Genomic DNA, 14,907 nt, shown 5'->3' with positions numbered 1-14,907 from the left:
TAAAGCCGGGGTTGTCCAACACTATTTTCTGATGACGTGAAATGCATGCACAAATCGTGCATGCATGCGGGGAGAAAGGATTATTCGTCGTCGTATTGCGGGCCAGCGTAGTTATCAAAACGCGACCATTGGCCATTAAAGGTCAAACGTACGGTACCGATCGGGCCGTTACGCTGCTTACCAAGGATGATCTCAGCGATGCCTTTCAGATCGCTGTTTTCGTGATACACCTCGTCGCGATAAATGAACATGATCAAGTCGGCATCCTGCTCGATCGAACCGGATTCACGCAGATCCGAGTTCACCGGACGTTTATCTGCGCGCTGCTCCAATGAACGGTTTAGCTGCGACAGCGCCACCACCGGCACATTCAGCTCTTTCGCCAGCGCTTTCAGGGAGCGTGAAATCTCGGCGATCTCCAGCGTACGGTTGTCGGACAGCGCCGGCACACGCATCAGCTGCAAGTAGTCGATCATGATCAGACTTAAGCCGCCGTTTTCACGGAAGATACGCCGCGCACGTGAGCGCACTTCGGTTGGCGTCAGGCCAGAAGAGTCATCAATAAACATGTTCTTCTTCTCGAGCAAAATCCCCATGGTGGCGGAGATGCGCGCCCAATCTTCATCTTCTAACTGGCCGGTACGAATGCGCGTTTGGTCAACGCGCGACAGCGACGCCAGCATACGCATCATCAATTGCTCGCTGGGCATTTCAAGGCTAAAAATCAGCACCGGTTTGTCTTGCAGCATCGCGGCGTTTTCGCACAGATTCATGGCGAAGGTGGTTTTACCCATTGAAGGACGCGCCGCAACGATAATCAGATCTGAGCCCTGCAAACCGGCAGTTTTCTTGTTGAGATCCTGATAGCCGGTATCGACGCCGGTCACGCCATCGTGCGGCGTGGAAACCAGCGACTCAATGCGCGAGACCGTCGCTTCCAAAATCTGCTCGATGTTCTGCGGGCCCTGATCTTTATTGGCACGCTGCTCGGCGATTTTAAATACGTTGGATTCGGCGAAATCGAGCAGATCTTCGCTGCTACGACCTTGCGGATCGTAACCCGCATCGGCGATCTGATTCGCCACCGAGATCATCTCACGTACCACGGCACGTTCACGCACGATATCGGCATAAGCGCCGATGTTCGCCGCACTTGGCGTGTTTTTGGCTAATTCAGCGAGATAAGCAAAGCCGCCTGCCATCTCCAGTTCACCGAGCGTTTCCAGTGATTCAGAGAGCGTAATCAGGTCGATCGGCTGGCCAGCTTCCAGCAAACGCTGCATTTCGCTGAAGATCATGCGGTGCGAGCGGTTGAAGAAATCATTGGCGACCACGCGCTCAGAGACGTTGTCCCAGCGCTGGTTATCCAGCATCAACCCACCGAGCACCGACTGCTCCGCTTCTATGGAATGCGGCGGCATTTTCACGCCTTCCAGCTGCCGATCGCGGGGTTCGTTCGATTTGTTGGTGGGTTTATTTCCTGCCATAGTGAATGCATTACCGATCGTGAAAGGGACGCGCAAGTATACCGTCCCAGGATGAACAATCACAGGAGTCAGAATGGCAAAGCGGATTCAATTCAACCAACACGGCGGCCCGGAAGTTTTGCAATGGGTCGATTTCGAGCTGGCCGATCCCGCTGCACACGAAGTGCAGGTGGAAAATAAGGCCATTGGCATTAACTACATTGATACTTACGTGCGCAGCGGCTTGTATCCGCAAGCCAGCTTCCCTTCGGGCGTCGGCACCGAAGCCGCGGGCGTGGTGAAACGTGTCGGATCGGGTGTAACGCGTTTTAAAGTTGGCGATCGCGTGGTCTATTGCCAGGCGGCACTGGGCGCGTACAGCGAACTGCACAATGTGGCAGAAGACAGATTGGTGATTCTGCCGGAAAGCATCAGCTTCGAGCAGGGTGCCGCGTCCTTCCTGAAAGGGCTGACTGTGCAGTATTTGCTGCGTCAGACTTACAAAGTCAAAGCCGATGAAATCTTCCTGTTCCACGCTGCGGCGGGCGGCGTCGGTTTGATCGCTTGCCAATGGGCAAAAGCGTTGGGCGCGCATCTGATCGGCACCGTCGGCTCTGCTGAAAAAGCCAAAATCGCCAAAGATGCCGGAGCATGGGCAACCATCAATTATCGCGAAGAGGATATCGCCAAGCGCGTCAGCGAGTTGACCAACGGTGAGAAAGTCGCGGTGGTGTATGACTCAGTGGGCAAAGACACTTGGGAACCGTCGCTCGACAGCTTGCGTCGCCACGGTTTGATGGTGAGTTTTGGCAATGCTTCCGGGCCAGTAACGGGCGTGGACTTGGGCATTCTCAACAAGAAAGGCTCGCTGTTCGTTACGCGCCCTTCGCTGTTTGGTTACATCACCAATCGCGAAGAACTGGATGCCGCCAGCAATGAGCTGTTCTCGCTGATTGCCAGCCGTGCCATTCAAGTGAATGTTCCGGATCAGCAGAAATTTGCCTTGAGCGATGCGGTGCGCGCGCATCAAGTGCTGGAAAGCCGGGCCACGCAAGGTTCGAGCTTGCTGATTCCCTGATCGCTAAATGCAAACGGGGCTTCCCGTAGGAAGCCCCTTTTTCTTTCTTTTTTATAGTTCGCGCTGGTGTAGGGACAGCGGCGATGAATTCGTGTTGAAACAACGCCAATCATCCTGGCAGAAAACATAAGTAAAAAATATGTTTAATTGCGGATTCGTACTAAGCAATTTCCTGGTCTGTGATCTTCACCGCAATTAGCGCCAACCATTACGTTCTAAGTCACTGATTTTTCTTTTCAGACGGTTCAATTTTGCTTCGCCCGATGGGGTGGAAAATGCACGATACAGCCACGCCGCCACCAGCGCCAAGATCAGCCACGGCAACAATTTAATAACAATTGCCAGCAATCCGCCAAAGAACATTAAAGCGGTAGCAACAATCAAGGCCGCGATGACACCAAGCAATGAAACGCCGGTCACCAGCAGCATGAGAAAGAAGCCGAGAACAAAGAGTATTTCCACGAAGGTTCTCCAGAATTTCCGATATGGGTACAGCAGGAGCATTACAAGATGCGTGCCAACTCCGTGGAGATGCTAACTGATTGAAATTGTTGAATGAGGGAGAAAATGCAGAATTGCAGGGTGGTGAAAAAAACCAACATGTGGCGAGGAAATAACGTTATTCCAATGATTTCCAGGTGCGCATAAATGCGCACCCTACTAAAACTGCTCTCAATACTATGTAGGGTCGCCATTTATGGTGACCTTGGTATTCACGCCAACTTAGGCTTCCTGCGGGATCTTATCCGCCACCAGCGCCAGCGCTGCTTCTAACACGCGTACATCAGCCCCCGGTTTATGGGCATTTTCACTCAAATGACGACGCCATTGGCGTGCGCCCGGAATCCCCTGGAACAGGCCCAACATATGGCGCGTAACGTGGCCAAGATAGGTTCCCTGCGATAACTCCGCTTCGATGTAAGGATACATGGAGCGCACCACCGCTACCGGATCCGCCAGCGGCGTATCGCGGCCAAACAGTTCACGATCCACCTGCGCCAGAATGCCCGGATTTTGGTAGGCTTCGCGCCCCATCATCACGCCATCCATATGCTGCAAATGCTGCTTCGCTTCTTCCAGCGTCTTAATGCCGCCGTTGATCGCCATGGTCAGCGCCGGGAAATCACGCTTCAGTTGATACACGCGCGGATAATCGAGCGGCGGAATTTCGCGGTTTTCTTTTGGACTCAGACCAGAAAGCCAGGCTTTACGCGCATGAATGATAAAGGTGTCGCAGCCGCCCTGTTGCGCCACGGTACCGATAAAATCACACAGGAATTCATAACTGTCCTGCTCATCAATGCCGATGCGGGTTTTCACCGTGACCGGAATGCTCACCACATCGCGCATCGCTTTAATACAATCCGCCACCAGCTGCGCATCCGCCATCAGGCAAGCGCCAAAACGGCCATTCTGCACACGATCGGATGGGCAACCCACGTTGAGGTTAATCTCGTCGTAGCCGCGCTCTTCAGCGAGCTTGGCACATTGCGCCAGCGCCGCCGGATCGCTTCCGCCCAATTGCAGCGCCAGCGGATGTTCGTCCTCGCTATAAGCCAGATAATCACCTTTGCCGTGAATGATCGCGCCAGTGGTCACCATTTCGGTGTAAAGCAGCGTATCGCCGCTTAATTTGCGGTGGAAATAACGACAGTGGCGGTCGGTCCAGTCGAGCATTGGGGCAATAGAAAAACGTTGCGAGGAGAAGGTATCGGTCATGAAACGCAATAAATCCGCAGTAAGTGAGTGATGAGAAACTGCGCAATGATAGCACAGCAATAACGGGCGACACAGCCGCCCGTTATTAGCACTACACCGTACGTGCTTTTGCAGCAGAAGCAGGCTGGCGAGCAGGCTCACCTACGCGCGCCGGGGCGGTTTCTCGCGTATGCAGCGCCACCCAAGTGGAAATCACTCCCAGCAGCGAGAACATCACCGCCGGTCCAATCCAACCGACCACGCTGTAAACGCCGGTGGCAATGAACGGCAGCAAACCCGCCACTACCGATGCGCCGTTGTAGCCCAGTGAAATCCCTGATGAGCGCACATTGGCCGGGAACTGCTCGGAGAACCAGCTCGATTCCACCGCAAAGATTGGGTCATGGCTGAACAGCAGCGACATCGCTACCGCCACAATCACCATAGTGACCGCGCCGGTATTGATCAGCATAAACATCGGGATACCGAACAAGATAGTGAAGATGGCGCCAATCAGGAAAATCGGGCGACGACCGTATTTGTCACTCAGCGCGCCGTACAACAAGTGGCTGCCCAAACCGAGCGCCGAACCGATCAGCGTGCCCCACAGCACATGATGGGTATCGGTAATTTTCGCCAGCACCACATACGACAGCATAAAACTGGTGGTGATGTAGTAACCGCCGGTTTCCGCCAGACGTAAGCCCATAATCTTGACGATGGTGCGCCAATCGCGGCGAATCACTTCCAGCGCCGGTTGTTTGACGATCTGATTGTCGGCTTTGGCTTTTTCAAACTCCGGTGATTCCGCCACTTGCAGACGAATAAAGATGCCGATCGCCACCATCACAAAGGAGATCAGGAACGGCATGCGCCACACCCAATCACCTTCAAACAAGGCGGCAGAGAGCAGGAAAGAGCCGTTTGCTAGCAGCAGGCCGAGCGGAATCCCCAATTGTGGTACAGCACCAAAGAAGCCGCGCTTTTTGGCCGGCGCATGCTCAAAGGCCATTAGCACCGCGCCACCCCATTCCGCGCCGAATCCGATCCCCTGGATCATCCGGAGTAAGATCAACAAGATCGGTGCCAGAATACCGGCTTGTTCATAGGTGGGTAACGCGCCGATCAGCACCGTCGCGCCGCCCATCGCCAGCAGCGACCAGAACAGCACGGTTTTGCGGCCATAACGATCGCCAAAGTGTCCGGCCAGATAACCGCCCAGCGGACGCATCAGGAAGCCCACCGCCAGGGTGGCAAAGGCCGCGAGAATGCCGATGATCGGCTCTTTGGTATGGAAAAAAATCGGGCCAAAATAGGCCGCAGCCGCCGTGCCGTAGATGAAGAAATCGTAGCTCTCGACTGCCGATCCAATCATCGATGCGAAGGAGACTTTGGCCGCGTTTTCGCGGGTGTTTGCAGGTACAGAAGTCGTGTTCATGTCTTACCCCGGTATTATGATATTTTTTCGGGCAGCGTGACTGACTGGTTAACGTGTAGGGTTTTGCCAGGTTTCAATCACTCTGCTGTCATCACGTTGCCCCAATCCGGCTTCTACTGCCGCCAGATAACGAGCATGAGCGACCTGTAAGAGCGGAACCTCTGCGTGACAGGCGATCGCCGCCTCTGCCACTAACCCGCTGTCTTTCACAAAAATATTGATGGCGCTGGAAACCGCCACATCGGTGCCCTCCAACATGCGTGGGCCACGATCCGACAACATCCACGAACCCGCCGCACCGCGTTCCACCAGCTTCAGCACCTGCGCCGGATCCAGCCCTAACGATGTCGCCAGACTTAGCGCCTCGGCGGCCGCCACGATGTGCACCGAGCAAAGGTGCTGGTTGATCACTTTGATCCCCTGACCTTCGCCGATCTCACTGCCGACGATCGACACCGATCCCATGGCGTTCAATATCGGATCAACGGTGGCGATCGCTGAGGCTTCACCTGATGCAAAAATCACTAATTCCCCGGTGCTGGCGCGCGCGGTGCCGCCCGTCACTGGCGCATCGACCACTTTTGCTCCTGCCGCGATCAGCTGAACGGCTGCTTCCCGCACCGCTTGCGGGCCAACGGTGGACATAATCACCCAATGTTGCCCCGCCACCTGCGGCAAGGCTTCAGCCACCAGCGCCTGCAACTGCTGCGGCGTGGCAACCATCACCACCACCACATCCGCTTCTGGTGCTTGCGTGATGCTGCTGACCGCTTCAATGCCCTGCGCCTGCGCACGTTGGCGCGACGCCTCGAACACATCCACCCCCAAAACCGCATGTCCGGCCTGCTGAATCTGGCATGCCATCGGTACGCCAATCGCCCCGGTGCCGACGAAGATAACTTTCATGCTTTTCTCCTTACGCATTTACGCCAGCCAGACGCGAATCGCGCTGACCACGGCATCAGTGGAAATCCCGTAACGGTCGTGCAAGGTTGGCAACGCACCGGCATCAAGGAATTTATCTGGCAGGCCGATATGCTTGAACACCGGCATCACCTGCGCGTGCAGCAAGCTGGTGGCAATCGCTTCACCTAAACCGCCGACCACGCTGTGGTTCTCCATCACCACCACCAAACGTCCGGCGCGCTGGCACTGCGCGATGATGGTTGCCGTATCCAGCGGCTTGATGGTCGGCACATGCAGCACCGCCACATCCACGTTGTCCTGCGCCAACGCCTTGGCCGTTTCCAGCGCGCGCATGGTCATAATCCCGCTGGCGATCAGCAAGACATCGCGGCCATCGCGCAGCATTTTGGCTTTGCCCAATTCGAATTGGTAATCGTATTCGTCCAGAACCAGCGGTACTTTGCCGCGCAGCAGACGCATATAAACCGGGCCTTGATGATCGGCAATCGCCGCCACCGCTTGTTCGGTATCCAGCGCATCGCACGGATCAACAATCGTCAGGCCAGGAATGCCGCGCATCAGCGCAATATCTTCCGTGGCTTGATGGCTCGGCCCGTAACCGGTGGTTAAACCCGGCAGCGCAGCGCAAATCTTCACGTTGAGCTGCTCTTCGGCAATTACCTGATGGATAAAGTCATAGGCGCGACGTGTGGCGAACACCGCATAGGTGGTGGCAAACGGCGTCATGCCCTCTTTCGCCATGCCGCCCGCAGCGCCCATCAGTAGCTGTTCAGCCATGCCCATCTGAAAATGACGTTCAGGATGAGCTTGGGCAAAAATGTGCAGATCGGTGTATTTCGACAGATCGGCAGTCAGGCCAACAATATTCGGTCGCGTGGCCGCGGCTTTCACCAGTGCATGACCAAACGGCGCGGAGACGGTTTTCTGTCCTTCGCTGGCGATCGAGGCAATCATCGCCGAAGTGGTCAAGCGCGGTTTTTTCTCTGCGGTGATGCTGCTCATTGTGCGGCCTCCTGAGCCTGATCGAGGATGGCGATGGCCTGCTGCCATTCATCGGCATCAACCCGAATAAAGTGGTTCTTTTCTCGTGCTTCAAGGAACGGCACGCCTTTGCCCATCAAGGTATCCAGCAGGATCACCCGCGGTTTCGGCTCTTGCAGCGCACGCGCACGGTCAAACGCCTGCTGTACTGCGGCGATGTCGTTGCCATTCACGCGTTGTACGTGCCAGCCAAACGCCTGCCACTTATCCGCCAGCGGTTCAAAACCCATCACGCTGCTGGAAGGACCGTCGGCCTGCTGCTGGTTGATATCCACTAACACGATCAGGTTCGACAGCTGATGATGCGCCGCGCCCATCGCCGCTTCCCAGGTGGCACCTTCATCTAACTCGCCATCCGACATTGAGTTATACACAAACGCCGGATTGCCTTTGTGGCGCAGCGCCAGCGCCATGCCGACACCAATCGTCAATCCCTGGCCGAGCGAGCCGCCAGAGATCTCCATGCCAGGCGTGTAGGTTGCCATGCCGGACATTGGCAAACGGCTGTCGTCAGAACCATAGGTTTCCAATTCTTCTTCAGGGATTATGCCCGCTTCAATCAGCGCCGCGTACAGTGCGATAGCGTAATGACCGTGCGACAGCAGGAAGCGATCGCGACCTTCCCATTCCGCATCTTCCGGGCGGATATTCATCGCGTGGCACCACGCCACCGCCAGCATATCGGCCAATCCCAACGCCTGACCGATGTAGCCTTGCCCTTGAACTTCGCCCATTTGCAACGCGTAGCGACGGATGTGATAAGCGTGCTGCTGCAAACGTTGCAAAGTGGTCACTTCAGGTTCTGCGAGAGTCGTCATAAGTGTTCCTGAGAAATGTGAAATCTTGCAAAAGTGGCGAGTAGCGGGCAGATCTATCACGGAGAAATGTGCATGCTATTCACCTGTTAAATCGGCTGCTCACGCTCGCTTTGCCCCTTGAGAACAGATTACGCAGCCACAGCGCCGACCGACAAAAGCAAAAAATGCATCTACTGTTGAATGGGATTCACGAATGTCGTTATTGAGAAAAGCCCCGCTTTCACTACTGCGTGCGTTTGAAGCGGCTGGTCGTACTGGCGCGTTTGCCAGCGCGGCGAAAGAACTCGATCTCTCGCCCAGTGCCATCAGTCATGCCATCCGCAAGTTGGAAGAGACGCTAGAGACGCGTTTGTTTCAGCGCAGCACGCGCGAAATCATCCTCACCAAAGAAGGCGTGGTGTTGCTGGAGCACATTCAGCGCGGCTTTGATGAGATGCAGCGCGGCTTAGCGCTAGTAACCGCCGATGAGTCCCGCCCGTTGCGCTTGCATACCGCGCCGAGTTTCGCTCATCAATGGCTGCTGCCGCGGCTGGGCAGCTTTATTCAGGCGCATCCGCACATTGATTTGCGTCTGTCGGCTAGCACCGAATACGCGCGCTTCGAGCAAGATGACTTTGATTTGGATATTGTTTATGGCGAGCCGCGTCCATCGCCTTATGAAAAAATTCCGCTGGCGGTGGAAGAGTTAACGCCGCTGTGTTCGCCAGCGCTGGCCGCGCAGATCAAGCAGCCAGAGGATCTTTATCATCAGCCATTGATTCAATGTGATGTGCAGCTTTATCAATGGAAAGGTTGGTTTGAGGCTAATAACCTCACCCCGCCGCGCCATTATGGTTTGCGCTTTGACCGCAGCTTTATGGCAATCGCCGCCGCCGTCGATGGGCTGGGCGTGGTGCTGGAATCCAAATTGCTGGCCGAACGCGAATTGGCCAGTGGGCGTTTAGTGTGTCCGCTGATCAATACCACGCAAGAGATTCATTACATCGGCCACTATCTGGTGTTTCCGCGCCATCAACATCGCCATTTTGCGCTCGACAGCTTTAAAACCTGGTTGCTTTCCCAGCTCAATCTGGCCCAGTTGCGCTGATTGATTACGATCACAATTTCCCGCAGGTGAAAAAAAACAGGTCGCCGATTGCGACCTGTTTTATGTGAGCCTGTTCACGAGAAATCAGGCTCGATGTAACCGTGATGTGAAATCTATCAGTTAGAAGTTAAATCCAAGCTGCAACATGGCACCGACAGTATTGTCCTCGCCCACCGAACCAGCCAGATCCAGATGCACCGTATTGTGGAATGGCGACACGCCCAAACCGGCGGTGAACACATTGGTATCGTTCGATTTCATATCGGCGCGATAACCCGCACGCAGCGCCAACCATTCCAGCACGCGGTACTCGGCACCGACGCCTGCATATTGGCTGCTTTCTTGCGATTTAAAGCGCTTGGTTTGGGTCAAATCGACATCACCGGCCACGGTAAAGGGTCCGTTATTCCATGAAAGTCCGGTGGTGACCAGCGGTCGGATTTGGTAGGTATCGCTGTAACCATTGACCTCTTTGGTGTCGATATCACGCGAAACCAGGTTCTGTCCGGTCACGCCTAACGTCCAGTGGTCACCGAAATCAGTGGCAAGGCCGGCATCGACGTTAAAACCGGTATCACTGCTGCGATAGCGACTGTCGTTGATATCGTTCTTGTCGTAGTTGTAGATACTGGCGGTGTAATTATATAGCCAAGTTTTTTGCACCTTTGGCGTTACGCCCAGTGAAACCGGATGACCTGCAATCGAGAACTCATGGGCGACGGCAACGCCATAGTCGGTGATTAACGCCGCCAACCCGTTGGCGCTGGAGCGCAGATTATCTTCATCACCGGGACGCGGAATGATGCTGCCATTAGCTACGCCGCGCAGGTAAGCAATATCGCTGTCCGCCACGTTGGCGCGCACGTGCGCCGTGCCATACGCCTTGGTAATGAAGGCAAACGGCAGGGTTTCATTAGGAACGGTAACCGCCAGCGCCACACCCGCAGTGCCATCGGCTTTGTTGCCACGTAAATCGCTGAGCTGATTCGCCATATCGCCAGCGGCCGCTTTCAGTTGCGGGTAGCCATTGAGGTAATCGGCAAATGTCAGGCCATCAATCACTTTCTGATAACGATCGACGGTATCAGTGATGTCATCGACACGGTCGATTAATTTGTCTTTGTCAGTAACCTGTGCGCCCGCTGAAGGGAAAATGATGCTGACGTTGTCTTCAGGCTGCGCTTTGGTCATCAATGCTGGGTTAGCCAGCACCGCTGAACTCCATGTGGAAGACGCCACGCCAGTGCCGCCCATCGCATCATTGCGTGCGTCGTACCATGTGCCTGCTGCCAGAGCCGAAGTAGAAAGAAATACCGCATTCAAACCAACAAGATAAGCAACTTTTTTGTGCCTGAATAATGTCTTCACCATGAGCCTGCCATCACCTTTGAAATGTCGCTGAGCCTCTCACCGACGGAACAGTTTAGTTAGCCGCTATTCTGAACCTCGGCTAACGCTTCATTGCCGTGAATTAAAAGGAAATAGCACTGCTATTCGCAGAATTGGACGCACACGCACCATTCTGCTGTGTTTTTATGCAGAAAAATTAACAGTGAGTAAATTGATGCCAGAAATTACTTAAGACCTTTTGAACCATAGTCGCTAACCCGGTGAGTTGCAAAGCAAAAGCCCTCAACCGTTGTCGCGCCTGCCAGCTACGATTGGTACAGCAAAAATGCTGCAAAAAAATAACCGGGGAAATGATTCAGGTAATTTGTTGATTGGTGGGAATTTTCTGAGGCGTTTTAGGGATAAAAAGCAATCACAGCAGGGTAAAAATTTGTGTGATAAAATAACATCACCTGCAACCTGGAGAATGCTTATGTCAAACCTCACGCCCGAACAACTTCTTACTCAGGCTGAATCACTTTGCCTTGACCGCGGCGTGCGCCTCACCACTCAACGCGCAGAAGTGCTGCGTTTAATGGCGGAGCAAAATGGTTCAATAAGCGCTTACGATTTGCTGGATCAACTGCGCGTCAGTGAGCCACAGGCTAAACCGCCGACCATTTATCGAGCGCTGGATTTTTTGCTGGAACAGGGCTTTATTCATCGCGTTGAGTCAAACAACAGCTATGTGGTTTGCCATCATTTCGATGAACCGGCACACACTTCGGTGATGCTGGTGTGCGATGGTTGCGCGGCAGTAACGGAAAAACATGCTCACGGCGTGGAAAAAACCATTGCGGGTTTGGCCGATCAGGCAGGGTTTTCTTTGCGGCATACGGTGATTGAAGCACATGGTTTGTGTGAGAACTGCGCGGAAGTCGCGGCTTGTACCCATCATGAAAGCTGCGAGCATGACCATCAGGTGGAAGGGAAAAAACGGGCCAGAAAATAGGGTGGCACTTCCGTGTGCCTTACCGATCACTACGCTAAATGATCGGTGGGTAGGAGCATCTTCCTAATCGGGAATTACCAGCGGTAATCTTTATTGGTGGTTTCCCAATCCTTCACTTCTTTCTCGGCTTCATCTTTCGCGTAGCCGTAGCGTTCCTGAATTTTGCCGACCAGCTGATCGCGCTTACCTTCAATCACGGTCAGATCGTCATCAGTGAGTTTTCCCCACTTCTCTTTAAATTTCCCTTTAAACTGCTTCCAGTTGCCGCTCGCTTCGTCTTTGTTCATATAATCCTCCACGTCATCCTGAGTGAGACGGGTAATCCCCTAGATAAAGAAGGAAATACCCACACAACGCGCTACTCATTTGCGCCGTTTGAGATAATTATAGTAGGCGCTGCGCAGTTTGCTGGGAAATACAGATTAATCTGTAGGTTACGCTTCGCTTATCAAGCATTAAACCAGCTGTCATGCCGCCAATGGCCGCGCCAGACCAGCCACAGCGTTAACCCGCGCAAAGCAAGAAACACCGTAACGGCCAGCCACAAGCCGTGATTGCCCAGCCACGGCAATGTCAAAAGCGTAATGCCATAACCGATCGCCGCCATCACCATGCTGTTACGCATTTCACGTCCACGCGTGGCACCGATAAACATGCCATCCAGCAGATAACACCACACGCCAACCAGCGGCAAAATCACCTGCCAGATGAGGTAGCGATCAGCCATTTCACGCAGCGCTTCAAGGGAAGTCAGCATGGCGACGATCTGCGGTCCGGTGCAGGCATAAATCACCGCAAACATTAGCGCGACAAAACACGCCTGACGACAGGCTGCATGCCAGATTAGCAGTAACTTACTGCGATCCTTGGCGCCAACCGCTTCGCCGGAACAGGCTTCGACCGCGTAAGCAAAGCCATCTAACGCATAGGCCGTGAAAGTCAGGAACATCAGCAACACCGCATTGACCGCCACCACATCCGGGCCAATACGCGCGCCAAGTAACGTCAACGAAGCGAAACAGATTTGCAGCATGAGGGAACGCAACATGATGTCGCGATTAAGACGGAACAAGCGCGCCGCATCGCCGCGCCAGCTGCTTTTTAATAATGAAAAGTGAATACCGCGCATCTTGAGTACTCGCGCCACCATCCACAAACCAACGGCAAGCGTGACATATTCCGCCGTTGCAGTTGCTGCCGCCGCACCGGCCACGCCCCAATGCAGCTTAAGCACGAACAGCAGATCGAGCAGGATGTTGACCAGATTACCGATAATCAGCAGCACCATCGGCGCGCGCGCATACTGCACGCCGAGCAACCAGCCGAGAATCACTAAATTGGCTAGCGTGGCGGGCGCGCTGAGCCAGCGAATCTCAATAAATATTTGCGCCTGTTGCTGCACTGCGGCACTACCGCCCATCAATGCGGCGGCCAAATTACTCGCTGGCGTTCTTAACAGCATAAACAGCATGCCAAACACCAACGCGATCAGCAGCGGCTGGGTTAACGCGCGCGCCAGTGCAGTTTTATCATTGGCGCCAAAAGCTTGAGCGGTAAGCCCGGTGGTGCTCATACGCAGGAATAGCAGCAACATAAAGATAAAACTGGTTGCTGTCGTGCCCACCGCGACGCCGCCCAAATAGATTGGGCTGTCGAGATGACCAATCACTGCGGTATCCACCACGCCCAATAATGGAACGGTGATATTAGAGAGGATCATCGGCAGCGCTAGCCGCCAGAGTGTTTTATCTGAAGAGGAAAACAGCCGCATCAGCCCATTCCGTTTTATGCGGTGATCAGCGTGATGACGCCGGACTGTGCCGCAGAAGAAGTTTTAGAAAAGTAGAATAGCAGACTGCGGCCAGCGAATGTTTCGCCGCCGCAGTTGGGGAAAAGCAGAAATAAATCAGAGCCACTCGCCGTTACGCACGATGCCAACCGCCAAACCTTCAATGGTCAGCAGTTGCTCGCGAGTATCAACGACAATCGGTTGGAAATCGTTGTTTTCTGGCAGCAAATGCACAATCGCGCCCTGCTTTTTCCAGCGTTTCACCGTGACTTCATCATCAATGCGCGCCACCACAACCTGGCCGTTACGCACTTCCTGCGTTTTGTGCACTGCTAATAGATCGCCATCCATAATGCCGATGTCTTTCATCGACATACCGCTAACGCGCAGCAGAAAATCCGCGCTCGGTTTGAAAAGGTTGGCATCTACTTGATAGTGCGCTTCGATATGTTCTTGTGCCAACAGTGGTTCACCCGCAGCAACACGGCCAATCAGCGGCAGCCCTTCGCTCGGTTCTTCTTCCATTAGCAAACGAATCCCGCGCGATGCGCCGGAAACGATTTCAATTACGCCTTTACGCGCCAGCGCTTTCAGATGCTCTTCAGCAGCATTGGGCGAGCGAAAACCCAGTTGCGCAGCAATTTCCGCACGCGTTGGCGGCATGCCCGTCTGGTTAATATGGTCGCGAATCAGGTCATAGACCTGTTGCTGCCGTGCAGTTAACGCTTTCATCCCGCCCCCTGGTTGTTTATACAGTCGCTGTGAGTATATACAGGTATTGGCGGAATGAAAACCATAACAGAGGGAAAAATCAGCGGGTTGAGGAATCTGGAATCTTTATCTCAAATGCGACCAGAGCAAGGCGATCCAAACAAACAGAGCCAGTAAGATAGTCAGCAGTACCGCAGCCGACCCCATATCTTTGGCGCGCCCCGCTAGCGGATGCTGCTCCTGGCCGATGCGATCAACCACGGATTCGATGGCACTATTAAGGACTTCGACAATGACCACCAGCATCACAGAGCCAATCAACAGCACGCGGGTGATGGCATCCACATCCAACCAGCATGCGATAACAATCGCCATTAGCGCCGCAACCGCTTCCTGGCGAAACGCGGCTTCATGCTGCCAGGCAGCGCGCAATCCTTGCCAGGAATAACCGGCTGCTTTCACTATTCTTACAATACCGGTGACATTATTTGCCATGTACGTGGAACCCTTGAT

At 54.2% G+C, this 14,907-nt stretch carries 15 protein-coding genes; 3 read left to right on the top strand and 12 right to left on the bottom strand.

The genetic code is table 11. The annotated features are described in order from the left end of the window. Positions 1–80: 80 nt before the first annotated feature. Positions 81–1,487: a replicative DNA helicase gene (gene dnaB / locus ACPUC7_RS09995; protein WP_343552349.1), complete on the bottom strand. Its 1,407-nt coding sequence runs from the start codon at positions 1,485–1,487 to the stop codon at positions 81–83. A gap of 73 nt (positions 1,488–1,560) precedes the next feature. Here dnaB and ACPUC7_RS09990 point away from each other — a divergent pair, with 73 nt between their 5' ends. After that, positions 1,561–2,544 carry a quinone oxidoreductase gene (locus tag ACPUC7_RS09990; RefSeq protein ID WP_494922822.1) on the top strand — a complete coding sequence of 328 codons (984 nt, stop codon included), beginning with the start codon at positions 1,561–1,563 and terminating at the stop codon, positions 2,542–2,544. Between the two features lie 195 nt (positions 2,545–2,739). Here ACPUC7_RS09990 and pspG read toward each other — a convergent pair whose 3' ends face one another. The 6 genes from pspG to ACPUC7_RS09960 form a co-directional block, all read right to left on the bottom strand. Then, the gene (pspG, locus tag ACPUC7_RS09985; RefSeq protein WP_494922821.1) at positions 2,740–3,048 is read right to left on the bottom strand and encodes an envelope stress response protein PspG; all 309 of its coding nucleotides are present in this window, start codon (positions 3,046–3,048) and stop codon (positions 2,740–2,742) included. Positions 3,049–3,267: 219 nt separating this feature from the next. Continuing rightward, entirely contained in the window at positions 3,268–4,263 is a 996-nt protein-coding gene (gene dusA / locus ACPUC7_RS09980; RefSeq protein WP_494922820.1) for a tRNA dihydrouridine(20/20a) synthase DusA, read from the bottom strand. A 91-nt stretch (positions 4,264–4,354) separates the two neighbouring features. After that, positions 4,355–5,680, bottom strand: a complete 1,326-nt coding sequence (locus ACPUC7_RS09975) for an MFS transporter (protein WP_494922819.1) — start codon at positions 5,678–5,680, stop codon at positions 4,355–4,357. A 48-nt stretch (positions 5,681–5,728) separates the two neighbouring features. Continuing rightward, complete coding sequence (locus ACPUC7_RS09970) at positions 5,729–6,586, bottom strand: NAD(P)-dependent oxidoreductase (RefSeq protein WP_494922818.1); 858 nt, start codon at positions 6,584–6,586, stop codon at positions 5,729–5,731. A gap of 18 nt (positions 6,587–6,604) precedes the next feature. Further along, positions 6,605–7,609 (bottom strand): transketolase family protein, encoded by a 1,005-nt coding sequence (locus tag ACPUC7_RS09965; protein WP_494922817.1) that lies wholly within the window; start codon positions 7,607–7,609, stop codon positions 6,605–6,607. Beyond that, positions 7,606–8,466: a transketolase gene (locus ACPUC7_RS09960; RefSeq protein WP_494922816.1), complete on the bottom strand. Its 861-nt coding sequence runs from the start codon at positions 8,464–8,466 to the stop codon at positions 7,606–7,608. Before ACPUC7_RS09960 ends, ACPUC7_RS09965 begins: the two co-directional genes overlap by 4 nt. Before the next feature lie 193 nt (positions 8,467–8,659). Between ACPUC7_RS09960 and ACPUC7_RS09955 the strand changes: the two genes are divergently transcribed. Then, complete coding sequence (locus ACPUC7_RS09955; protein ID WP_343552522.1) at positions 8,660–9,553, top strand: LysR substrate-binding domain-containing protein; 894 nt, start codon at positions 8,660–8,662, stop codon at positions 9,551–9,553. A gap of 120 nt (positions 9,554–9,673) precedes the next feature. Here ACPUC7_RS09955 and ACPUC7_RS09950 read toward each other — a convergent pair whose 3' ends face one another. Next, the gene (locus ACPUC7_RS09950; protein WP_494922815.1) at positions 9,674–10,924 is read right to left on the bottom strand and encodes a conjugal transfer protein TraF; all 1,251 of its coding nucleotides are present in this window, start codon (positions 10,922–10,924) and stop codon (positions 9,674–9,676) included. Positions 10,925–11,375: 451 nt separating this feature from the next. Here ACPUC7_RS09950 and zur point away from each other — a divergent pair, with 451 nt between their 5' ends. Beyond that, complete coding sequence (gene zur / locus ACPUC7_RS09945) at positions 11,376–11,894, top strand: zinc uptake transcriptional repressor Zur (RefSeq protein ID WP_343552524.1); 519 nt, start codon at positions 11,376–11,378, stop codon at positions 11,892–11,894. 74 nt (positions 11,895–11,968) lie between these two features. Here the strand turns inward: zur and ACPUC7_RS09940 are convergent, their stop codons facing one another. The 4 genes from ACPUC7_RS09940 to ACPUC7_RS09925 all read right to left on the bottom strand — a co-directional run bounded on the left by ACPUC7_RS09940 (position 11,969) and on the right by ACPUC7_RS09925 (position 14,889). Continuing rightward, the gene (locus tag ACPUC7_RS09940) at positions 11,969–12,181 is read right to left on the bottom strand and encodes a CsbD family protein (protein ID WP_494922814.1); all 213 of its coding nucleotides are present in this window, start codon (positions 12,179–12,181) and stop codon (positions 11,969–11,971) included. A 161-nt stretch (positions 12,182–12,342) separates the two neighbouring features. Next, complete coding sequence (dinF, locus tag ACPUC7_RS09935; RefSeq protein WP_494922813.1) at positions 12,343–13,665, bottom strand: MATE family efflux transporter DinF; 1,323 nt, start codon at positions 13,663–13,665, stop codon at positions 12,343–12,345. Positions 13,666–13,800: 135 nt separating this feature from the next. Next, complete coding sequence (gene lexA / locus ACPUC7_RS09930; protein ID WP_343552527.1) at positions 13,801–14,415, bottom strand: transcriptional repressor LexA; 615 nt, start codon at positions 14,413–14,415, stop codon at positions 13,801–13,803. A 105-nt stretch (positions 14,416–14,520) separates the two neighbouring features. Beyond that, on the bottom strand, positions 14,521–14,889 hold the full coding sequence (locus ACPUC7_RS09925; RefSeq protein WP_494922812.1) for a diacylglycerol kinase: 369 nt from the start codon (positions 14,887–14,889) through the stop codon (positions 14,521–14,523). Positions 14,890–14,907: the final 18 nt, after the last annotated feature.

The sequence above is a fragment of the Pantoea sp. CFCC18179 genome, assembly GCF_059412405.1.
This window is presented reverse-complemented; position numbering and strand designations above follow the sequence as displayed.